Below are 22,653 nucleotides of genomic sequence, written 5' to 3'. Positions count from 1 at the left end.
ATAGTGGATGTGTTGTTAGATAGCTTTTGTTGGAGATAAAAGAAATTTAATATTACAGACAATCAATTTTATAAAACGGTAATTTATAAACAAAAAGGCTTATCTTACTTGTTTATATTCTAAATACAAATTGTATATATAATAAGTTAACTGATCGTGAGATTCGTTGACCATCATTCTTTGTATGGGCGCATTCATATTATATTAACCACAGATAATTTATTACCATACAAAGAGCAAGGGGCTGTGTGTGAACAGCCCCTTTTTTATTGACCGATCAATCTGAAAGATAGTAGTGTTCTATTTATCATTATCATTTCTTGAGAATACATATGATTTTTGTTTCGTATATATACGTGCTTTCTCAAGAGTGCAATAAATGGCACTCTTGAGAAAGCTTAGAACCCCTAATCTTTTAATATGAATATTTGTTAAGTTTGTTATCTTGTCAGTATAATTCCATATTTTTACCTCGCTTTTGAAAACCTACCTTATATAAACCATCTGAAGTTTCAGATAAATTACATAGATGTATGCAAAAAATATTGATCGTGGAAGATGAGAAAAGGGTGGCCGATTTGCTGAGGATTGGCCTGGAGGAGCACGGTTACCAAGCTATGGTTGCCTATGACGGTACGATGGGACTGCGTCTCTTTCAGTCGAACGATTTCCAGCTGGTTATCTCGGATATCATCCTTCCCAGGCTGGACGGTTTCGGGTTATGCAAGGAAATCCGTAAAATCAATGAGCAGATACCGATATTAATGCTGACCGCACTGGGAGCCGCTGACGACAAACTAGAGGGGTTTGATGCCGGAGCGGATGACTATATGGTAAAACCGTTCGATCTAAGAGAACTGGTGGCAAGGGTCAAGGCACTTTTGAAAAGACAGGGAACAGCTGAAAGTCCCCGGGTGAAACAACTCTTTTATGCTGACCTCTTGGTTGAACCGGAACGGCAGGAAGTCAGCCGGGGCGGTATTCCGGTTAAACTCTCCCCGAAAGAATACAACCTGTTGGTCTATATGATAGAAAACGCAGAAAGGGTGATCAGCCGCATAGAGATCGCGGAGAAGGTTTGGAACACCCGCTTCGACACCGGTACTAACTTCATAGACGTGTACATCAACTACCTTCGCAAGAAGATTGACCGGGATTTTGAGGTCAAATTGATCCACACCAAGCCTGGGGTGGGTTTTATCCTGACAGACAGGCCATGAAAATAAGAACAGCGCTTACACTGAAGAACACGGTGGTGACGGCCGCCGTGTTCTTGCTGTGCATGGTCCTGATTTACCTGGCTAGCGAGCGGACACGTGAGAGAACCTTTTTCAGAGACCTGAAAAGCGAGGCTATCACCAAGGCTCACCTGTTCCTTGCGGGACAGACAGACGCGGGGACCATGCAGTCCATCTACCTGAACAATCGGAATTTCATCGACGAGGTGGAGGTTGCCGTTTATACGACCGATTTCCGGATGCTTTACCATGACGCCATACAGATAGACATCATCAAGGAAACGCAGGGGATGATAGACGACATTCTGCGAAAGAAGGAGATCGAGCTGCATATCGGCAAGTATCAGGGAATTGGCATGGTGTACCCGTTCGATGGAAAGGAATACGTGGTCACGGCGGCAGCTTACGACGGCTACGGCCACGACAATCTGGCCGGGTTAAGGGAAACATTGTCCCTTCTTTTCTTTATAGGCCTGTTCCTGCTTTTCGCCACTGGCTATTACCTTGCCACGCTCTCGCTACGACCCATACGAAATATCGTGAGCGAGGCGGAAACCATCACGGCTTCGCGTATTGACCGAAGACTTCCGGTCAAAAACCAGAATGATGAGCTTGGGGAACTCAGCGTGAGTTTCAACGCCTTGTTGGAACGACTGGAGACCTCGTTCAACTCGCAAAAGATGTTCGTCAGCAATGTCTCCCATGAGTTGCGTACCCCGCTGGCCGCCCTTATTGCCGAGCTGGACGTTTCCCTACAAAAGGAACGCACGGCCGAGCAATACCACCAAGCCATGCGGAACATCCTGCAGGACGCACGGCGTATGACACGTTTGATCGACGGTCTGTTGAACCTTGCCAAAGCGGATTACCGGAAAGAGGAGATCTGCATGCGGGAGGTCAGACTGGACGAATTGTTGCTCGACGCGAGGGAACTGATACTAAGGGTACATCCAGAGTACCATATAGAACTGCTTTTTGGGCAGGAAGAAGCTGACGACGAGCGGCAGATCACCGTGAGAGGGAATCCGTACCTGCTCAACATCGCCTTCTCCAACCTGATAGAGAACAACTGCAAATATTCTGGCGACAATGCCTCGTCCGTCCAGATATCCTTTTGGGATAAATGGACCATCGTTCGCCTGTCGGATAACGGGAGCGGTATGTCGGAGACGGACAAACAAAATTTATTCACCCTGTTTTACAGGGGAGAAAACGAGAAAGTTGCGAAAGGACACGGTATAGGTATGACCCTGTCTCAGAAGATCATCTTCCTACACGAAGGGGAGATCGCCGTTCACTCGGAACGGGGAAAAGGCACCACTTTTATAGTGAGACTTCCCCATATCTGAGTATGAAGGAACCGGTTAGAAATCCTCCTGCGGTGATATCCGCTTTTCCCATCCAGCGTCCGATACGCCCGGGCGGGAACGCAGGCGGGAGACGAGCAGGTCAAGTAATGCTTTGTGGTCTCCCAGTGTCTCCATCTCGCAATATACGACGATCCGTTCCCCGCCTCCCTTGAAAAAAAGGGAGTTCAGTCTCACGTCTGTATCGAAGGCCAGCGTGTCCATGATCAGTTGCCGCACGTTCTCCGAGATATCTTTTGGGCATTCCACATGTACGGAGTAATGAAATATCCCGGCCGTTCTTTTCTCGAAGAAGAGGCACAAAGGGCGGAAAATACAATGCGTTATCAACACACACGCAACCAAGAGCGCCGACTCTTTATACAATCCCACTCCCGAAAGTGTACCGCAGGCGGCGGAGCACCAGATCGTGGCTGCCGTGTTCAATCCCCTGACGGTTACCCCGTCTTTCAAAATCAACCCACCGCCTAGAAAACCGATCCCGGAGACGATCTGTGCCGCCACCCGGGAGGGGTCCCCACTACCCGAAGTCATGGCGTAAGATAAGACGGTAAATGCCGCCGCTCCCACGGAGACGAGTACGTTGGTACGCAGTCCGGCATTCCGTTGGCGGTATTGCCGTTCCACTCCGATCAGGGTGCCCGTCAGAAAGGCACATCCCAACCTTGTCAAATAATCTGTAAAGAGAATCATACGTTTTTTTTACGGGCAAAAATAACAGACATGGCTTAAAAGGACTATTAGAAAACCATTAAAACCGTGTTAGAAAACCATTAGAGCTGGTTCTAATAGTTTTCTAATAGCACTCTAATAGTTTTCTAACACCGATCCGTGAAAAGCCCTCCTACTTTTGCAGCGCTAAAGGCAAAAAGAGTTATTAACCCATTAAACAAAAGTAACATGTGGAAGAAGAAAAAACGCGAGGCTCAATTTGCGTTCAACGCTGAGAAAGTGTTCCTGGCCGCCACGCAGCCACTCGATTCGGTATTCAATTACTTCCAGACTACCCAATCCGGGCTGAATAAGGACGAGGTGGAGAAAAGGCAATCTCTTTTTGGGAAGAACGAGGTTGTGCACGAGAAAAAAAAGAAGCCGCTCATCATGTTTGCAAAGGCTTTTATTAACCCGTTCGTGGGCGTGCTGACGGCGCTGGTGGTCATATCTTTCATTCTGGATGTGCTGATGGCTGCCCCGGGAGACCAGGACTGGACCTCCATCATCATCGTCACGACAATGATTGTCCTAAGCGCCATCCTGCGCTTCACCCAGGAATGGAAGGCCAACCAGTCAAGCGAAGCCTTGCAGAAAATGGTGACGAATACCTGCTACGTGAAACGTATGGGAGTCCCCGAAGGGGAAATCAGTATCGAGGAGCTGGTACCGGGAGATCTGGTTACGCTTGCCGCCGGTGACATGATCCCTGCCGACATCCGCCTGATCGAGTCGAAGGACTTGTTCGTCAGCCAGTCGACGCTTACTGGGGAATCCGACGCGATTGAGAAGGTACCTACCGTAATGGGGAAAAAGTACCGTAAAGGAAGTGTCGTGGAACTGGACAACATCTGCTATATGGGATCGAACGTTGTCAGTGGCTCGGCCAAGGGGATTGTATTCGAGACGGGGAACAACACGTACCTGGGAACGATTGCCAAAAGTATCGCCGGACACCGTGCCGCCACCGCTTTCGACAAGGGGATCACCAAGGTCAGCCTGCTGCTCATCCGCTTCATGCTGATCATGGTCCCGTTCGTGTTTGTCGTGAACGGTATCACTAAGGGAGATTGGCTGGAGGCGTTCATTTTCGCTATCTCCGTGGCCGTAGGCCTGACACCCGAGATGCTCCCGATGATCGTGACGGCCAACCTCTCCAAGGGGGCTATGGCCATGTCACGGAAAAAGACGATTGTAAAGGATCTGAACGCCATCCAGAATTTCGGTGCCATGAATGTGCTCTGCACCGACAAAACCGGTACATTGACGCAGGACCATATTGTATTGGAACGTCATATCAATGCCGATGGCAGTGAAGATCACGACAACCGTATCCTTCGGCACGCCTATTTCAACAGCTATTTCCAGACAGGTCTGAAGAACTTGATGGACCGGGCTGTGCTCTCGCATGTCAAGGAACTGTCGCTTGAGTCGCTGAGCAGTGAGTACAAGAAGGTGGACGAGATCCCGTTCGACTTCACCCGCCGGAGAATGTCGGTGGTGGTGGAGGATAGCAAAGGCAAACGCCAGATCATCACCAAGGGTGCGGTGGAAGAGATGCTGGGTATCTGTACCCATGCCGAATTCGGCGGCAAGGTCCATCCGCTTGTCAAAGAGTTGAAAGCAAATGCCCAAAAGATCGTCGAGGAGATGAACAACAAGGGTATGCGGGTCCTGGCGCTCGCCCATAAAAGCTTTCTGGAAAAGGAGAATAACTTCGCCGTGGAAGACGAGAAAGAGATGGTGTTGATCGGTTACTTGGCTTTCCTCGATCCTCCCAAGGAATCGGCGGCGCAAGCCATACGCCAGTTGCATGAGCACGGAGTGGAAGTCAAGGTGCTTTCCGGGGATAACGATGCGGTCGTAAAAACAATCTCCCGGCAAGTAGGCATCGATACCTCCACAGCTGTTACCGGTCCTGAGCTGGACAAGATGAACGAAGAGGAAAAACTGAGGGCTGTATCCGCTGGAAATATCTTCTCCAAATTGACTCCCATGCAGAAAGTGGAGATCATCCAACTCTTACAAAAACAGAAAAATACGGTTGGTTTCTTGGGAGACGGTATCAACGATGCCGCCGCTCTCCGTGAGTCCGATATCGGTATCTCCGTAGACTCTGCCGTAGATATCGCCAAGGAAAGTGCCGATATTATCCTGTTGGAAAAAGATCTCATGGTCCTGGAAGATGGTGTTTTGGAAGGGCGCAAGACGTTCGGCAATATCATCAAATATGTGAAGATGACAGCCAGTTCCAATTTCGGTAATATGTTCAGCGTATTGGCAGCCAGCGCCTTTCTGCCATTCCTGCCGATGATGCCGATTCACCTGTTGATACAGAACCTGCTTTACGATATCTCGCAGACGACGATCCCGTTCGACCGTATGGATCCGGAATATTTACGTAAACCACGTATTTGGGACTCCTCCGACCTGAGCCGTTTCATGATTTGGATAGGTCCGATCAGCTCCATCTTCGATATCGCCACCTACGTCCTCATGTGGTGGTTCTTCAAATGTAATAACCTGGAGACAGCCTCCCTGTTCCAGTCAGGCTGGTTTATCGAAGGATTGTTGTCGCAGACCTTGATCGTACATATGATCCGTACCCGCAAGATCCCGTTTATCCAAAGTACGGCTTCCTGGCCAGTACTGCTCATGACCTTCTCGATCATGGCCATCGGCATCTGCGTACCGTTCTCCTCATTTGGTGCCTCTATTGGGTTGATACCACTTCCTTGGAGCTATTTTCCCTGGCTGGTCGGAATCCTGTTCTCTTACTGCATCTTGACACAGGGCTTAAAAGTCCTTTATATCAAGGCTTTTAAACGTTGGTTATAATATAAACCTCCTTTTTGGGGTGTGCCTAGCCCCGTCCTGCCATGGCGGACTTGTTCCGCCGTCCCGTCCGTGCCCATCGTCCATATACAGGATGGAACTCCGGGTTAAGCCCGGAATGGCAGGATATTGCTCTCGGCCATACCACCGGAGAAAAAATAAAAATCATGAAATTGAAGAGATTGATTTTCTTTATAGGCTGTACGATGCCTTACGTAGCTATTGCCCAGACATTCAGTGGTGAATATACCACTGAATGGCAGTGGAACATGAAAAAAAACACCAATTGGGTGAATCTGCTTCGGTTGGAGATGAACCTGCCGATATGGAGGAACGGCTCGCTGGAGGCCGCTACTATCCACGTGGCCAAGACGAATGAGTGTATTATAGACGACTGGCAGACTTTCTCCAATATAGAGGAGGACAATAATTTCGCGGCCATCGCCCTGCTGGGATATATGCACACATGGAAGAATGCCCATTTGTTTCTCGGGGTGCGTAATGTCAACGAGGATTTTTTCACATCCGATTGTACGTCTCTTTTCACCAGTAGTTCCTGCGGTATTTTTCCTACGATCTCGGCGAGCTATCCGGTCGCCAACTATCCCTTGAGTGGATTGACTGTACATTTCGATGTGACACTGGGCGGATGGACACTGAAGAATAGCCTATATAACGGAAAGGGCTACAACGGCTGGAAGCGACATGACAACCCGTTTCTCGTCCATTTCCGCAACGATGGTATCTTCAATATGACAGAATTGAGTTACCGGCATGAACACGGGAATTATTTTGCCGGAACTGCCGTACACGACAGGATTTTCCCTAACAACGATGAGGAGATAAAGACGGTAAGTTGTGCTTGGTGGATTTATGGTGAACAATCCATATGGAAAAGGGATGAGCGGGAAATTTGCTTGATGGCGCAGTATTCGGAAAACACAGACAAGCGTTGCGGTTGCCGACGGTATGCAGAGCTGGGTTGTGTATATACGGATGGAAAGGACCGGCTCGGGCTTTCCGGACAACATGCCGATTTCCTTCAAGGTAAGGAATGGTCGGTGGAACTTACATGGCAGAAAACAATCAATGAAAACCTAACCATACAACCGATATTCCAATACATTCGAAACGGTAATGGAGACTTTAGCGTGCTCAGCGCACGTCTTCATTATAGTTTCTGATAAACCCACACGCACAAGTAAAATTTATTTATTTACAAACTAAAAACAGGAAATGGTTATGACTACAAATGTTGAAAAGAAATTGCAGGCGAACGTGATAGATGATGTGAAATATACCCGGAAACAAATAGCGAGAGCTAAGTTCTTCCTAGTTGTCTTCCTTTGGGGGCCTTTTATCGGGGCGTTGATCCTGATGGTCTTATGTGTAAATGGGGTGGTCGGATAGTATGACTGTCATATTCATATTGCTTTATGTAATTGCGTGTTTTCTTGTTATGAGGCTGGAAAATAAGAGGAAGAGAAGGAAGAGAAAACATAATGCCAGGCATAGATGGCACTAAGACAATTCTTTCATCTCTCTAAAGCCATGCTTTCGGTGGTGCAACCCGTAGTGTTAGCCCTCGTAAAACATAGCTTTATATTTTCCGGACCGATCCGGTTGAAAACAAGCGGTTTCTTTGTTGAATTATTGAAAAAAGATGATATTTTTACCGAAATATTCATTTTTTTTCTATTTTTGTCCGGTCTTTTAGAAGAAAAGATGACAAAAGAGCGTTAGGCATTATCCAAGTTCAGGAAATCCCCAATTTCAAAAGCAACAATTGGATAATACATCGGACGCTCCACGGACTATAGTATATATCATAATGCTCTTATGATCTATATTATGATATTATATATAGGCGTGGGGCTTTGTGTATTATATGTTGTGAGTATGGGGATACTTCTGAACGATAATACCAGAGTTCCCACGCTTAACTTATATATAAATCCGGCTCTTGGGAACGGAGTTGGCTAATTAAATTCTTTATGAAAGCGACTTATCTTAAGAGTGAAGGAGCCGTGTCCTCCGATTTTCTTTCAATATTGGTTAATCCCTTGAATGGGAAGTCCAGTTCCCTTGGTTCCATTCCAGTCTTTTTTCGGGATATGCGGCTATCGTTCTACAAATTATATGCCAGACAACTCCCGTCCCCTTTCTCCCTATGACATCTGATAACGGCTTCTTTCCTCATTCCGGGGAGGCACTTTGGCTTCAACTCCTTTCCTTGTCAAAGGAACTACAGGATTGTAAAGCTTGCTTGTACCATGATAATACGTTGGGTTTCATATCCGCTAAGATTGAAAGGGTTGAAAAAGAATTAGACATATTATTGGGCATATTAGCAGAATGTCGTGACAAAAAGACATTGTAATACCTTTGTTTGCGACTATTTGTCTACCAGTGTATTATAACACCCATTGTTTGGCTGTTCTTTTCTAATAAGAATTCAGTCTTTTGATTTCTTTCGTTTACAAAATGAAACTTTATAATTTCACCAGAATGCAGACACGAAGCATTCTGGTATAATGTCAGAATTACAATGGATAAACAGATTGAAAACGCGATGAACAGACTAATCAACGCGGAAATATGGTCGACAAACCTGTACTTGTCTTTACAGGTTTATTTTGAAGAACAACAACTTCCTGTCTTAGCCTCCTGGCTGAATGCTCAGGCGCAAGAAAACATGAACAAAGCTTATCAGTTGATGAACCGTATTTACCACGACGGAAGTGCCGTGACTATCCATGAGATCAAGCGGGAATCGCAACAATGGCTGACACCGTTAGCGGCCTTGAATACCTTACTCGAACATGAGCAACATATCTTCTGGCAGATATCCGATTTCCATGTCTTATGCCAGCTTGTGGCCCCTTCCATCTATCCTTTCGTTAAGGATTTGTACACAAAACGGATTTATGTCAGTTCGGCATTCATAGAATTGCTACGGATACTCTCTGTGGAATATAAGCGAAGGTTACCGGACTTTTGGTAAAAAAGGCCTGATTTGATAATAATATAGTGTACATATTCCACTATGGGCTACTTTTTGAGGCGTCCATACCCGGAATAAAAGATAATGTCATGGATATATTCGCTTATTCAATGTTATGTTTCACCTCGTTGTTTACTTTGATGGATCCTCTTGGGGTAATGCCGGTGTTTTTAGAAATGACCGAGGGAATGAATGTGAAGGAACGTAGGCTGATCGCCTTGAAGTCCTGTATTGTCACGTTTGCCATATTGGTCCTTTTTACTTTGTCCGGCAGGCTTTTGTTCCATTTTTTCGGTATCTCGACCAATGGATTCAGGATCGCGGGCGGTATCATTATTTTCAAAATCGGATATGATATGCTACAGGCTCGCTTTCCTCATGTAAAACTGAATGAGAACGAGATGAAAGAGTACTCGAAGGACATCACGATCACGCCTCCCGGTTTTTAATAATCAATTTTATCAGACAAACAGTTACCATAAATTATGGATGAATTCAATTTTGATGATGAACTGCTTGCCGTGCAGGACGAATTGCTTCGCTTTGCTTATAGTTTGACGACGGATTGGGAAAAAGCCAAAGATTTGTTGCAAGATACTCTGCTAAGAGCCTTATCTCATAAGGAGAAATACAGTACACACTCCAATTTCAAGGGATGGTTATTTGTTATCATGCGTAACATATTTATCAATGGTTATTGGAAAGAAGTCAATAATAGCCCCTTATACATAGCTTCAGATCCTACATATTTTTCACAAATCAAAGATGACTCCCATTCTGCAAAAGAAGATATTGCTTATGATATCGAAATTATGTATGATGCTCTTAATGATATATCGGATATACATTACAGATCTTTCGAAATGTATTTGTCAGGGTTCAAATATCGTGAAATCGCAGAAAAAACCGGTGCGTCGTTAGGGACAGTAAAGAGCCGTATTTTTCATTGTCGGAAAAAGCTGAAAGCCATATTGGGCAAACTGCAAAATAAAGACCGAGAGAAATGATCACATTGTAGCATTTAAAATCTTTGTAACTCCTGCCATTCTTTTCTTTAATATCCAACAATGATTATATAATCGATGATTGTGATTTTATGATCAGTGTCAACAATTACAGGATAGCATGTAATTTATCAGAGAACATAAGAACTGTAGTAATATATTTCGAAGAGATCGATCTGTTACTTTTTAGAATTTATCTTTTTCTAAATACAAATACATGCCTTTCTCCGTTTCATATATTAGCAAAGAATCGGAATTCAATCGTATTATTTTGAATATAAAAGATTTATTTTCTGAGTATTCGGTGGGAGTATTAGATCCTGTGATGAACAGCATTGAATCTTTGATTTCCCATTTTTTCATAAACATCCACAATGAGTCAATATTCGTTACTGTCCCATCCCGATGTAAAATTAATTCTTTTTTTTCGGAGCAATGCTCTTTATCAAGGAAGTATGACCAAGTGCCTATCAGAGAATTTTCCAACATTCGTTCCTTGTTTTCCCATGGTAAATCCATAAAGATAACATATAGGCATAATATGCATACAAGTGAAGCTACAAATGTTCTCATACTTTATTCATTACATACATCATGAAAAACCAGTCCTCTTAGTCCGAAATCAATCATTTTTTGAGCGGTATCCACTCCAATAATGATAAGAGGATTTTTCTTTCCGTTATATCCGAATTCCATCTCCGTTTGACAAATAAAATCCTTTTCAGTGTTATTCCCAATTTTTGAATATAGTGGGTAGGCAATCTGTGCTTTTTTATAACTGCAACAGATTAAACAAGGTTCAGAAAGATTGATATTCGGGTGATCAGTGTCAATCGGATAGATTTTTTTCGACTCAAAAAAATAATAACCTGCCGATCGGATCGGAATGAATGTCAAATCAGGATATTCGTTTTGTATGCAGAATATCCTGAAATTTTCGGATACCAAGCAATATCTGTCTCTCGTATATCTGATATCGGTTGTATTTTTATGTGATATTGAAAATTCGGGATTGATCACTCTTTTGAAAGTCTGACGACACTCAGGACATGTATGCGGGATAACTCCCTCATGCATGAAATTATTGTCTACAGGGCCATCTAATACTTTAGCTACTATCATTGCTTATTTTTACATGTTACGATTATTATTTGTCTTTATCTGCATTTTCTTATCGTTTCAAGAAATGATAAAGAGTGAATGTCTTGCTATGACGTTCTCCTAAATCATTTATCATCTGTTCGGCTTCTTCACGAGAAATCAAACCTTGTTCCTTAAATTGCTCTATTCTCTTTTTTTCGTTGCTTAAGAGCATACGAACCGACTTGCGAGTTACGGCCTCTTTGTATGACTTAGGATAATCAATGGAAATCTTTTCTATGAAATTGGACGCTTTTGTTATGTTTTTACGGATTTCTACCTGTAAAAGCAGCAGGCAGCTCTTGTATTCGGTAGAGACTGTTTCCGAAGAGGCAAACTCGTTAACCAGTTTCAAGGACTCTTTTTGGGCTATCATCAAACCTCTTGCCAGATCATATCCTAAAATGATCCTGTCTTGGTAATAAGTATCCACCCATTTTTGGATAAAACGGGAAAAAATTTTCATTTTGGTTATCCATGCAGGTTCCTCACAAAAATCGAAAATATCTCCTCGTTCGCATAGAGGTCTCTTCCCGTCCTGATCGTATAATTCGTCTCTTGCCGCGTTTAAGCGTCTTTGCGTTCCGGATGAAATGACACCGCTTGCATACAGGTTCCAATAAAGCGAGCGTTCTTTGTCCAAGATCCGGAGGCGTATGTCGGCCATTACATCTTTGGTACGGACGGGCATTTCCGGATATGTCTCTTTTTGAGGCAGGAACTGTTCGACGATACTCCAGTCGGTCGCTTCCAAGGCTTCTTTTTGTTTCAAATCATTCAAGTATTTTTCAGAACTTTCGTGCAGCTGTTCTTTTACGCTGTAATCCAAAAGAAGTTTGGAAGACGGTATTTCTGCCAATCCTAATTTCTTTAGCAACCAACCGATCGTAGTTGCATTTATGGTCAATGTCAAAGTCACGATCCCGGCTGTGAGGAAAAGTACCTGCCGGCGTATCGGCTCTGGTATCGAGAGCGTGTACGATACCATCAATGCCATCGTCAGTCCCAGTGCACCGCGTAAACCACCCCAACTCAAGATTGCAGATTCTCGTACCGACAAGCCGTATCCGGAGCGTTTCATGATCGGATAAAATATAGTTATTATCAGTATGCGGATAATGTTTATTCCGGTATATACGCAGATAAGAATCAACAAATCCATCCAGGAAAAATCGACTTTCAATGCGATTACGATACCGACAATTATGAATATCAATGTGTTGGCTATGTGTGCCGCCAGTTCCCAAAATTGGCGCATGAATTTATTCACTTGTGGTTTCAATCTCGGGCGACCCATATAAGTGATCATCAAGCCGAAACCGACCAAAGCGATTACGCCCGATACGTCCAGGTAGTTTTGTGCGATGATAAAAGTCATATAGGCTGAAAGGATCATCACGCTGTTTTGAAGCATCTCGTCTCCATTTACTTTGGTGATGAATTGGATACATAAATAAGCCAAAAGTGTTCCGAGCAACGCTCCTCCGGCAACGACTTTGATGAAATCCGTCACGGGAGATTCCGAAACGCCGGTAGCTGTATAAGCACCGAAAAATAACATGAAGAGAACGATGCCGGTCCCGTCGTTCAGCATCGACTCGGCATCCACAAGCGTCGAGAAACGTTTACTGGTTCCTAATTCTTTCAGTAACGCAACAACGGCTACAGGATCGGTTGCACTGATCAAAGCGCCGAACATCAACGCAAAAGTCCAATCCCACCCTTCATAAGAAGGAACGACCGTCCCGATCCCCATCATCAAGGCTGCCGTCAGCAACATCGCGATGACGACACCCGGAACGGACAATATGGTGGCATTGGTCAATGTTTTCTGAAAGACGTGCACGTCCAGTTCGTATGCGGCATCGAATATCAAGATCGGAAGGAAAATATAAAGTATCATGTCGGGATTTGCATTCCCGGCAAAATCAATTGACGATTTTAATATCGGAATACTTTCCAACCAGCCTATCCGGTCGAACGTACCGATCAGTAACCCGAAGGCGAATAGCCCGACCGTGTAAGGGATAGGTGTCTTTTTTAATCCGAATTTTAAAATCGCGCCTCCCATCAACCCTATCAACACAAAAAATAATGGGGCTAGTAAATTATTCGTTTCCATACCAATTCACTATTTAACTGCAAAAGGCTTACAATTATTATGCCAATAGCGTTTGAAAATATACAATTGCCGGATAACAAAGTTTTTATGCGCCTAGTCCTGTGAAGACAAAAGTAAAACCTTTTTCATTTTGGAAATATTTTCCCAAAATGAAAAAGATACGGGACATTTATTTAAGGAACAGTCGTACATCCTCTTCCGAAAACAAGATGGCGGTATTGACCAATGCCAAGTGCGAATATGCCTGAGGGAAATTCCCCAGTTGTCCTTTGGTCTCAAAATCAATATCTTCACTGAAAAGCCCCAAGTGGTTTGAATTATGGAGCATTTCCTCAAACAGGCTACGTGCCTCTTCCTTTTCCCCTATGACATAAAGGGCCCGGATGAGCCAAAACGTACAGATGGTAAAGGCGGAAGAGGGTAGTCCGAAATCATCATGAGACTTATAACGATACATCAACCCTTTGTAAAGTAATGTTTTCTTGATCGCTAGCACCGTTTTACGGTAGCGTATATCGGTCGGATCGATGAATCCGTATGGTTCCATCAACAACAAGGATGCATCAAGATCGGAATTGCCGTAGGCTTGCGAGAAACTTTGTATCTTTTCTTTCCACCCGTTTTTCAGGATATCGTCTTTGATTACGGCCGTCTCTTCCGACCAACGTTTCCGGTATGCAGGTTTGTTCAATAAATCCGCAATGCGGGCTCCTCTGTCCAAGGCGACCCAGCACATGACTTTGGAGGAAACAAAATGCTGGCCTTCGCCTCTTATCTCCCAGATACCCTTGTCCGGTTTTCTCCAGTCATTCATCACATTCGCCAGAATACTTTTTACCATCTCCCACATGTCTTCCACTTCGTCCAATGTACCGGGCATCAAACGGTAGTATTGGTAGATCAGGTCCATCAAATAGCCGAACGAGTCGTTTTGAAGCTGGTGGTAAGCGTCATTGCCGATCCGGACGGGCCGTGAGTTCTTGTAACCGGAAAGATGTTCCAGGATAACTTCCGTCAATTTCCTCTCTCCACGAATGCCGTACATGATCTGGTAGGTATCGTGCTGTGAGACGAATGTGGACTGGACAAAGCGCATGAACCGCCTTGCGGCATCCACATGCCCGATCTGGAATAATGTTTCAATGGACATGGAGGCATCGCGCAACCAGCAAAAACGGTAGTCCCAGTTGCGAACTTCCCCGACCGTTTCCGGCAGGCTGGTGGTGATGGCCGCTAATACGGCTCCGTTGTAGAATGACATCAGCTTCAATACAAGGAGGCTTCGCTCGATGATATCGTTGTAGACGGAAAACTTCTTGGTCCGGTCGGTCCAGTTGAGCCAATAGACCAACGTCCGGCAATACTCCAGCTTCTCCCGTTCGATGTCGATGGGGATTACCTTTTCGTTATATGAAAGGAGGAGGAACTCGTCTTTTGTCAATACGATATCTTTCCCTTTCCTAATGTCATCTAAGGACAAGGAAGCATATAGATATTGCCGGTCTTTGCTATTGGAAGTGGAATAGGTTTCTATATATTCAGAGGTCGTGTTGAAGATCGTCTTTCCACGGGCATAGTCCGGAGCCGGTGTGTAGCGGATTTTGAAGCTGGGCGCTCCCTTAATCCAATGGATATATCGGTAGATCTCTGCCGGGCGGTAGCAATTGCTCGTATCGCTTAGGTGGTAGCAAGGCATGAAATCCACGACGGCAAATTCATTCTCGTCCGATACGAAATTGGTCGAAAGGATATTGGTATGAGGCACATACGATTGCGATATCCGATAATCCGGAGAGACCTCGAAACCGAAACATCCCCCTTTCTCCCGATCGAGCAATGCCGCAAAGATGGAAGGAGAATCGAAGTTGGGGAAGCATAACCAATCTATGCTACCTTTATCCGAGATCAAAGCCGCTGTACAACAATTTCCTATTACTCCGTAATTTAACTTGTCCATAAAAATTTATTTTTTAGTTGTCCACAATTCTTTGATAAAATCGACGGTGGCTTTCAGTTGGTCTTTTATACTTTTAGAAGTCACTTCGTAACGGAGGCCTTCATCCAGCAGCTCTTTCAAGAAGGGCAATACTTCTTCCTGAGAGGACAGATTGTATTTGGCTTTTTCGGATACGATTCCGACTTTGATTGTTATGGCAGATACCGGAAGAGCCCGGAACATGTCCTCGTCCGTCGTGTCATCGCCCATCGCTAATATAAAATCATAGCGGGAGGCCAATAACAGGCGGTTTACTTCCGAGCCTTTTGTGCAATCCGGTGATTTTATTTCCACGACTTTGTTACCCTGCATGATTTGTAATCCCTTTTTTAAACAAACAGGCATGATGGCTTTAGTCAGCTGTTGGGCTCTCAGCTCTCCCAGCCAGGTGTCCGACTCTCTATAATGCCAGGCAAGAGCCGCTTCTTTTGTCTCAAGGTGGGAGTTCGGGGTTTTGCTTACAAACAAATTCAGAATGGACAATAGTTCCGGATCCCACTCCTGATCGCTTATGTTCTTATGCCATGCGCCGTTTTCCTTGTAAAATGCGCCATGTTCGGCGGCAAAAGACAGAGGTAAATCTCCTAACCATTTCTCCAATGTATAATGGTCTCGCCCGCTATTGATGGCCACATGGTTTCGAGGGTCGGAACAAATACGTTGCAACAGATCTCGCAAAGCTGGTGTCGGAACGGCATCTTCCGGATGATTTTTGAATGCGGCCAATGTCCCGTCGTAATCCAGTAAAATCAAGCGTTTTCTTGCTTGGTTATATAGTTTTTTAATTTCGTTCCGGTCTTGTGCGGAGATATTTTTCTTTTGTAACCGTTGGTTTTTCTCAGCGGTTTGTCGCCATTCTCTCATGAAGTCTGCGGCCCATTTATTTACGGTCTGTACCGAGAGGATGGCTTGCATCCGCCGGAGTCTCTCTCTTTGTTCCTCCAATGGCATTTTCAAAGCCTGGCAAATGGCTTGCTCGATCTGGTCCGTGTCGTTCGGATTAATCAACAAAGCATCTGACAACTCAATCGAAGCACCGGCCATTTCACTTAAAATGAGCACCCCCGGATTGTCTTGTTTGGTAGCGACATACTCTTTTGCGACCAGATTCATGCCATCGCGCAAGGGGGTTACCAGGGCTATATCGGCAACATAATACATCGCTACCAGTTCTTCAAAAGAGAAACCGTGATAAAAATAACATACCGGAGTCCAATTCATGGTAGAATAAGTTCCATTGATAGAACCGATCTCCTCGTCTATTTTGGTTTTCAATTCGGCATAACTTCCTACATGGCCTCGAGAGGGGACGATAACCATCGCCAATGTCACTTTCCCATGATATTCCGGATGGTTTCTCAAAAAGGAGGCGAATCCGTAAAGACGGTGCAATATTCCTTTGCTGTAATCCAGTCGGTCCACAGATATAATTAACTTATGATTTCCAAACAGAAGCCGTGTCTTCTCTACTGCGTGCCGGACTTTGTCATCATCTATCATATTGTGATATAGATCATAGCTTATTCCCATCGGTAATGCATCCACATGAGTTACACGATCATTCATTTGAACTTCGTCCAGATTGAAATTCTTATGAAGAACGCGTTCCGTTGCACTGATGAAATGGCGCATATAATCGTGAATGTGGAAAGCGACAAGATCAGCTCCCAAAAGCCCGTCTAGGATTTCGACCCTTTCGGGCAGAATCCGGAAAAGCTCGTAAGATGGGAATGGTATATGATGAAAATAGCCGATATGAAGGTTGGGAAACTTTCCACGGAGCATACCTGGCAACAACATTAACTGGTAATCCTGCACCCAAACCCAATCATGCGGTTCGACTATCCGGGATACCTCTTCACAAAAAAGCGTATTGACCTCTCTATAGGATTCCCAAAAGTCTTTTTTATATAATGTATATGCAAAGAAATAATGACAGAGGGGCCATAGGGTACTGTTGCTGTATCCTTCGTAGTAATTTTCATACTGACCGTCGGATAAGAATACCGGATGATACTTGTCTCTCTCCAGTTGATTGCAAATGTCCTCCTTCTCCGCCTTCTTCTCTACGCATACGCCGGGCCATCCGATCCAATGTTTTTCACAATCGATTTCCAAAGACTTCAAGCCTGTGGCAAGTCCTCCTTCACTCCGTGAAAAGTAAAACTTTCCATCGGAGGAACGTGAGACCTTGACAGGTAACCTATTTGACACGATAAATAATCTCATTCTTAATAAAGTTTATAAAAGCAGAAACAAAATCTATACCAAATTATATTAAGTGTTGAAAAACAGGTATTTGTGAATAGTAGCTTGTGGAAAACTCTTTCATTTTGGAAAAATATTTTTAAAATGGAAATTTTTCCTTTACATGAATAATTGTTAATTATCCTCTTTTGTCAATGCACGAGTATTTAGAAACCGTTATTATCTTGCAGTTGTTTTCGTCTATGCCTTGGCATCTTTTTGACCATATCTGTCCCTTTTTAGTGCCAGATAGCCCGCTATCTTCCTTATAAGAGTGATGAATCCGACTCAAAAGTCATCTCAAATCATGAGACGAAAAAGTCAGAACAGTTTCTTAATTACGATATCGAATTTTTTGCAAGTAGATCCAAACGTGTCAAAATGAAAAAAAATTTTCATTTTGGTTAGCTTTACTTGTTTTTAATATTGAGATTGTATCACGGTAATATATTGTAATATAATCATTTATTTTTGAATTCTCGAAAATGGCTTGATTTTTGGTATAATTTAATTAATTGTTCAAATTCCAGAAAACACATCATTCAGGTGCTTGTATGGAAGTTGAATTATAGCATCAAGCAAACAAAGTTGAACAATAAAGAAATAAAATGGTACTTTTTATTTATCAGTTGGGAGCAGTTGCATCTGTATTGGCAATAGGCAATTTGCTAAAAAAAGATATTCCTCAGAAGATCAAGAACAGGATTATCATCCTATTGTTGTTAACAAGTTGGGTTGGTATTCTAAGCTACTTTTTCATTTTGAAAAACAGAGTAGAGAAATGGTGGTCTGGTAAAAAGTGTTCGGTTACAGTAAGCAAATCATAGTATTTCAATAAGTGGCAATTAAAATTGTTTTATGTGAACCAAAACCCTTTTATCCATTCATCTGTAAAGATTTGAATTGTTTTTTTTCTTTTTTAAGCCGTGAATATAAATTATTCACGGCTTCTTTTAAAGAAGGGGTTGAGTTCTTAAATTTTAAGCTAGAGATGGGAAAAAATATCTGGATTCAAGTTTTAGTATTACGAATGATAGTGATAGGGCTTTTGTTAGCTTGTCTCTGTTATAGTATTCGTGAACTCTGTTTTTTCGAAAGTGATTATTATTTCAAATATATATTGAATACTTTCACCGGAATAATCCTTTTGACAGGAGTCGCTTACCTATGTTATCCCCAAAAACAGGCGAGCCAAACAGGTGAACCGGCACTGAATAAATACAAACTGGTATTTGGAACAGAGTCGACCATGCCGCAATGCTTTATTTCCGATGGAGAGGCTTGGAATACATTAAGAAAACAGTTGAAAACAACAAGTTTAGGATATGCGGTTCTGTATATTTATGAAAGTAACGAATTGCCAGTGATCAATAACACGATTTCCGCCAAAAAGAAAAGTTTTGATTGTTGGAAACCCGTTTGCGTGGGGCAAATTTCTAAAGATTTTGGTGAATTATAAAGTGATCATAAAAATTACATGGGAAAAATATTAATTATTGACGATGAAAAGCAAACATTGGCATTATTGTCACGTATTCTTGAACTGGAAGGGTATGAGATTTGTCAGGCAACCTCATGCAAGACAGGTTTAAAACAATTATGTACTTATGCACCGCAAGTGGTTCTTTGCGATGTCTGTCTGCCGGACGGCAATGGTATCGAGCTTATAGTTCAAATGAAAAATATATCTCCTTTGACGGAGATTATCTTTCTGACAGCCCACGGAAAGATTGAAGATGGCGTTTCGGCAATGAAAAGAGGTGCTTTTGATTATTTAGTGAAGGGAGATGACAATAACAGGATCATTCCTCTTGTTGCAAAAGCGATGGAAAAAGCCTCCAAAGCATTTTTGGCCAATTCGGTTGTCGGAAGACGGTCTCTGTCCAAAAGAATAATCGGTAAGTCTCCGGCAATATTAAAGGCTGTTTCATTAGCTCAAAAAGTGGCGGAAACAGATGCTTCCGTGTTGTTGACCGGTGAAACAGGAACCGGGAAAGAGGTTTTTGCAAATTTGATCCATGATAATAGTCGTCGAAACGGACAGGCTTTTGTTGCCATAAATTGTTCTTCTTTTAGTAAAGATTTACTCGAAAGCGAAATGTTTGGACATACGGCAGGTGCTTTTACTGGAGCGATTGCAGAAACAAAGGGACTTTTTGAGGAGGCGAATGGCGGTACCCTATTTTTGGATGAGATAGGAGAGATGGATATTTCTTTACAAGTGAGGTTGCTGCGTGTTCTTGAAACCGGGCAGTTCATGAAAATCGGTAGTACAGTCCCAATACATGTCGATGTTCGGGTGATAGCCGCGACAAATCGTGATCTGGAGCAAGAAATAGTTGCCGGAAATTTTAGAGAAGATCTATTTTATCGTTTATCTGTATTCCAGATCTATCTTCCACCATTACGTAAACGGCAAGAGGATATTTCTCTATTCGTAAAAGAATTTGTATCTTCTTTTTCAAAAAAGATAGGGAAAAAAACTCCTCAGATATCAGAAAGGTATATGGCTGTCGTAAAACGATGCCCGTGGAAAGGGAATGTCAGAGAACTGAAAAATACAGTGGAAAGAAGTTTGGTTGTCGCAGAAGGAGATATATTGGATTGTCAATCCCTGCCGTTACAAATATTGGAATTATCTGAAAATGCAGGTAATAACATCGGGCTGGATTTGGCCACCGTTGAAAAAAGTCATATTCAGAAAGTTCTTCAATATACCAATGGGTACAAACCCGAAGCTGCCCGGCTTTTGGGGATAGGGTTAACCACTCTTTATAGGAAAATGGAAATTTACGGATTATAAATAGTGTAACATTGTCGGTTTACGTATCGGGCAAGTCGCTTCAAGCAGGTGATTTGCCTTTTTTATTCCTCTTTCCCCCAAAATGAAAATTTTTTTTCATTTTGAAAAGGATTGAATGCGCTCTTTAAAAGTGACTATTTTGTATATGGTTGATATATAGTGTGTTGCTGTTGAAGATGAATTTTTGGCACGACTTTGGCATATAGTAGGGCAAAAACAGAAGTAGTATTAACAATTAAAAAAACAAGTATGGAAGATACATTATCATTTTTGTTTTTATGCGCTACTGGTGTAGCATGTTATTGGTTTTTCTTCAAGTGTGTAGACTGGTTTGAGAAAATTTAAAGAGAAAGGAGATTTAGGTTATGTTTTTAGCATTGTTTATACTTTGCATAGTGATCTTCGGGTATTTGATGTATGTCCTGATTAAGCCCGAAAAGTTTTAATGGTAATTAGTTTTTAAAGTAAGAAGATGAACACAGAAATTTTAGGTGTAACATTGCAGATATTGCTGCTGATAGTTATCAGCTATCCATTAGGAAAGCATATCGCCAAAGTGTATAAGGAGGGAAACGACTGCATGCGTTTCATGGCTCCGATTGAAAGATTTATTTACAAACTGGCGGGTATCAACCCCAACGAAGAGATGGATTGGAAGGTATTCCTGAAATCTCTGCTTATTATAAATGTATTTTGGTTCTTTTGGGGGATGATCCTGTTGGTATCGCAAGGATACCTTCCTTTGAACCCCGATGGTAACGGCGGACAAAGCCCGGACTTGGCGTTCAACACATGTATCAGCTTCATGGTAAACTGCAACTTACAGCACTATAGCGGTGAAAGCGGTTTGACTTACTTTACACAGTTGTTTGTCATCATGTTGTTCCAGTTCATCACTGCCGCAACAGGTATGGCTGCCATGGCGGGAATCATGAAATCTATGGCTGCCAAAACAACCAAAACAATCGGTAACTTCTGGCATTACTTAGTGATCAGCTGTACACGTATCCTTTTCCCGATGTCTTTAATCGTCGGTTTTATCTTGATCCTTCAAGGAACTCCGATGGGCTTCGACTCCAAAATGACTATCCCTACATTGGAAGGTGCTGAACAAACTGTATCACAAGGTCCTACGGCTGCAATCGTTCCTATTAAGCAGTTAGGTACGAACGGTGGTGGTTACTTCGGTGTGAACTCTTCTCACCCGTTGGAAAACCCGACTTACCTGACTAATATCGCAGAATGTTGGTCTATCCTGATCATTCCGATGGCATTGGTATTCGCATTGGGATTCTATCTGAAACGTAAGAAATTAGGTTATGTGATCTACGGTGTGATGTTGTTCGCTTATCTCTTAGGGGTATGCTGTAACGTCCATTATGAAATGGCAGGTAACCCGAATATCGACAAGATGGGTATCGATCAGTCTTGTGGTGCTATGGAAGGTAAGGAAACACGTCTTGGCCCGGGTGCAACAGCTTTGTGGTCTGTCACTACAACAGTTACTTCCAACGGTTCTGTAAACGGTATGCACGACAGTACGATGCCTCTTTCCGGTATGGTTGAAATGTTGAACATGCAGATCAATACTTGGTTCGGTGGTGTCGGCGTAGGTTTCATGAACTACTATGCATTTCTGATTATTGCCGTATTCATCAGTGGTTTGATGGTCGGACGTACTCCGGAATTCTTAGGTAAAAAGGTTGAAGCCCGCGAAATGAAAATTGCGACAATCGTTTCTTTGGCTCACCCGTTCGTGATTTTGATCTTTACGGCTATCTCTTCTTATTTGTGGGTTTACGCTCCGGGATTCGTAGAGAGTGAGGGAGGTTGGTTGAATAACCCCGGTTTCCACGGTTTCAGTGAAATGTTGTATGAATACACTTCTTCTTCCGCCAACAACGGTTCCGGTTTCGAAGGTTTGGGTGACAATACCTACTTCTGGAACTACACTTGCGGTTTGGCACTGATTATTTCACGTTATTTGCCGATCGTCGGACAGGTTGCTATCGCTGGTTTGTTAGCAAACAAGAAGTATACTCCGGAAAGTGCGGGTACATTAAAGACTGATACGGTAACATTCGGTGTGATGACATTCTGCGTGATCGTAATCGTAGCTGCACTATCATTCTTCCCGGCACAAACATTAGGCCCGATCGCCGAATATTTTAGCATTTACTAATTGA

General features: G+C 43.2%; 17 protein-coding genes and 1 pseudogene. 12 read left to right on the top strand and 6 right to left on the bottom strand.

Features of this window, described 5'->3' with window-relative positions; translation table 11 throughout:
* Nucleotides 1–533 precede the first annotated feature (533 nt).
* Together BQ7394_RS00455 and BQ7394_RS00450 are read left to right on the top strand one after the other, a co-directional pair.
* Complete coding sequence (locus tag BQ7394_RS00455) at nucleotides 534–1,220, top strand: response regulator transcription factor (protein ID WP_075555571.1); 687 nt, start codon at nucleotides 534–536, stop codon at nucleotides 1,218–1,220.
* Complete coding sequence (locus tag BQ7394_RS00450) at nucleotides 1,217–2,587, top strand: HAMP domain-containing sensor histidine kinase (RefSeq protein WP_075555570.1); 1,371 nt, start codon at nucleotides 1,217–1,219, stop codon at nucleotides 2,585–2,587. Before BQ7394_RS00455 ends, BQ7394_RS00450 begins: the two co-directional genes overlap by 4 nt.
* 15 nt (nucleotides 2,588–2,602) lie before the next feature.
* Here BQ7394_RS00450 and BQ7394_RS00445 read toward each other — a convergent pair whose 3' ends face one another.
* Nucleotides 2,603–3,298, bottom strand: coding sequence for an MgtC/SapB family protein (locus BQ7394_RS00445; protein WP_075555569.1), 696 nt, complete (start codon nucleotides 3,296–3,298; stop codon nucleotides 2,603–2,605).
* Between the two features lie 207 nt (nucleotides 3,299–3,505).
* Here BQ7394_RS00445 and mgtA point away from each other — a divergent pair, with 207 nt between their 5' ends.
* The 6 genes and pseudogenes from mgtA (at nucleotide 3,506) to BQ7394_RS00410 (ending at nucleotide 10,162) form a co-directional block, all read left to right on the top strand.
* On the top strand, nucleotides 3,506–6,154 hold the full coding sequence (gene mgtA / locus BQ7394_RS00440; protein ID WP_075555568.1) for a magnesium-translocating P-type ATPase: 2,649 nt from the start codon (nucleotides 3,506–3,508) through the stop codon (nucleotides 6,152–6,154).
* A gap of 41 nt (nucleotides 6,155–6,195) precedes the next feature.
* Nucleotides 6,196–7,335 carry a carbohydrate porin gene (locus BQ7394_RS00435; RefSeq protein WP_235848632.1) on the top strand — a complete coding sequence of 380 codons (1,140 nt, stop codon included), beginning with the start codon at nucleotides 6,196–6,198 and terminating at the stop codon, nucleotides 7,333–7,335.
* Nucleotides 7,336–7,393: 58 nt separating this feature from the next.
* Complete coding sequence (locus BQ7394_RS25760) at nucleotides 7,394–7,561, top strand: hypothetical protein (protein ID WP_154674733.1); 168 nt, start codon at nucleotides 7,394–7,396, stop codon at nucleotides 7,559–7,561.
* A gap of 1,138 nt (nucleotides 7,562–8,699) precedes the next feature.
* Nucleotides 8,700–9,155, top strand: a complete 456-nt coding sequence (locus tag BQ7394_RS00420; RefSeq protein WP_075555565.1) for a ferritin-like domain-containing protein — start codon at nucleotides 8,700–8,702, stop codon at nucleotides 9,153–9,155.
* Between the two features lie 89 nt (nucleotides 9,156–9,244).
* Nucleotides 9,245–9,592: pseudogene (locus BQ7394_RS00415) on the top strand (MarC family protein); the annotation flags it as partial.
* A gap of 48 nt (nucleotides 9,593–9,640) precedes the next feature.
* Nucleotides 9,641–10,162: an RNA polymerase sigma factor gene (locus BQ7394_RS00410; protein ID WP_075555564.1), complete on the top strand. Its 522-nt coding sequence runs from the start codon at nucleotides 9,641–9,643 to the stop codon at nucleotides 10,160–10,162.
* 183 nt (nucleotides 10,163–10,345) lie between these two features.
* On the opposite strand, the gene BQ7394_RS00405 is transcribed toward BQ7394_RS00410, so the two are convergent.
* From BQ7394_RS00405 to BQ7394_RS00385, 5 genes are all read right to left on the bottom strand, one after another.
* The gene (locus tag BQ7394_RS00405) at nucleotides 10,346–10,678 is read right to left on the bottom strand and encodes a lipocalin family protein (protein ID WP_161951767.1); all 333 of its coding nucleotides are present in this window, start codon (nucleotides 10,676–10,678) and stop codon (nucleotides 10,346–10,348) included.
* A 57-nt stretch (nucleotides 10,679–10,735) separates the two neighbouring features.
* Complete coding sequence (locus tag BQ7394_RS00400; RefSeq protein ID WP_075555562.1) at nucleotides 10,736–11,281, bottom strand: hypothetical protein; 546 nt, start codon at nucleotides 11,279–11,281, stop codon at nucleotides 10,736–10,738.
* Between the two features lie 49 nt (nucleotides 11,282–11,330).
* Nucleotides 11,331–13,421 (bottom strand): cation:proton antiporter, encoded by a 2,091-nt coding sequence (locus BQ7394_RS00395; protein ID WP_075555561.1) that lies wholly within the window; start codon nucleotides 13,419–13,421, stop codon nucleotides 11,331–11,333.
* A gap of 169 nt (nucleotides 13,422–13,590) precedes the next feature.
* The gene (locus tag BQ7394_RS00390; protein ID WP_075555560.1) at nucleotides 13,591–15,378 is read right to left on the bottom strand and encodes a glycoside hydrolase family 15 protein; all 1,788 of its coding nucleotides are present in this window, start codon (nucleotides 15,376–15,378) and stop codon (nucleotides 13,591–13,593) included.
* 6 nt (nucleotides 15,379–15,384) lie between these two features.
* Complete coding sequence (locus BQ7394_RS00385) at nucleotides 15,385–17,646, bottom strand: bifunctional alpha,alpha-trehalose-phosphate synthase (UDP-forming)/trehalose-phosphatase (RefSeq protein WP_075555559.1); 2,262 nt, start codon at nucleotides 17,644–17,646, stop codon at nucleotides 15,385–15,387.
* An 856-nt stretch (nucleotides 17,647–18,502) separates the two neighbouring features.
* Between BQ7394_RS00385 and BQ7394_RS00375 the strand changes: the two genes are divergently transcribed.
* From BQ7394_RS00375 to kdpA, 4 genes are all read left to right on the top strand, one after another.
* On the top strand, nucleotides 18,503–19,123 hold the full coding sequence (locus tag BQ7394_RS00375) for a hypothetical protein (RefSeq protein WP_235848631.1): 621 nt from the start codon (nucleotides 18,503–18,505) through the stop codon (nucleotides 19,121–19,123).
* 18 nt (nucleotides 19,124–19,141) lie between these two features.
* Nucleotides 19,142–20,467, top strand: coding sequence for a sigma-54-dependent transcriptional regulator (locus BQ7394_RS00370; RefSeq protein ID WP_075555556.1), 1,326 nt, complete (start codon nucleotides 19,142–19,144; stop codon nucleotides 20,465–20,467).
* A gap of 365 nt (nucleotides 20,468–20,832) precedes the next feature.
* Complete coding sequence (locus BQ7394_RS26585) at nucleotides 20,833–20,913, top strand: potassium-transporting ATPase subunit F (protein WP_075555555.1); 81 nt, start codon at nucleotides 20,833–20,835, stop codon at nucleotides 20,911–20,913.
* 26 nt (nucleotides 20,914–20,939) lie between these two features.
* Entirely contained in the window at nucleotides 20,940–22,649 is a 1,710-nt protein-coding gene (kdpA, locus tag BQ7394_RS00360) for a potassium-transporting ATPase subunit KdpA (protein WP_075555554.1), read from the top strand.
* Nucleotides 22,650–22,653: the final 4 nt, after the last annotated feature.

It is taken from the genome of Parabacteroides timonensis, from assembly GCF_900128505.1.
In the GTDB taxonomy this organism is placed as follows: domain Bacteria; phylum Bacteroidota; class Bacteroidia; order Bacteroidales; family Tannerellaceae; genus Parabacteroides; species Parabacteroides timonensis.
Note: the sequence above shows the minus strand (reverse complement) of the source record. Positions and strands in the feature narration are given on the sequence as shown.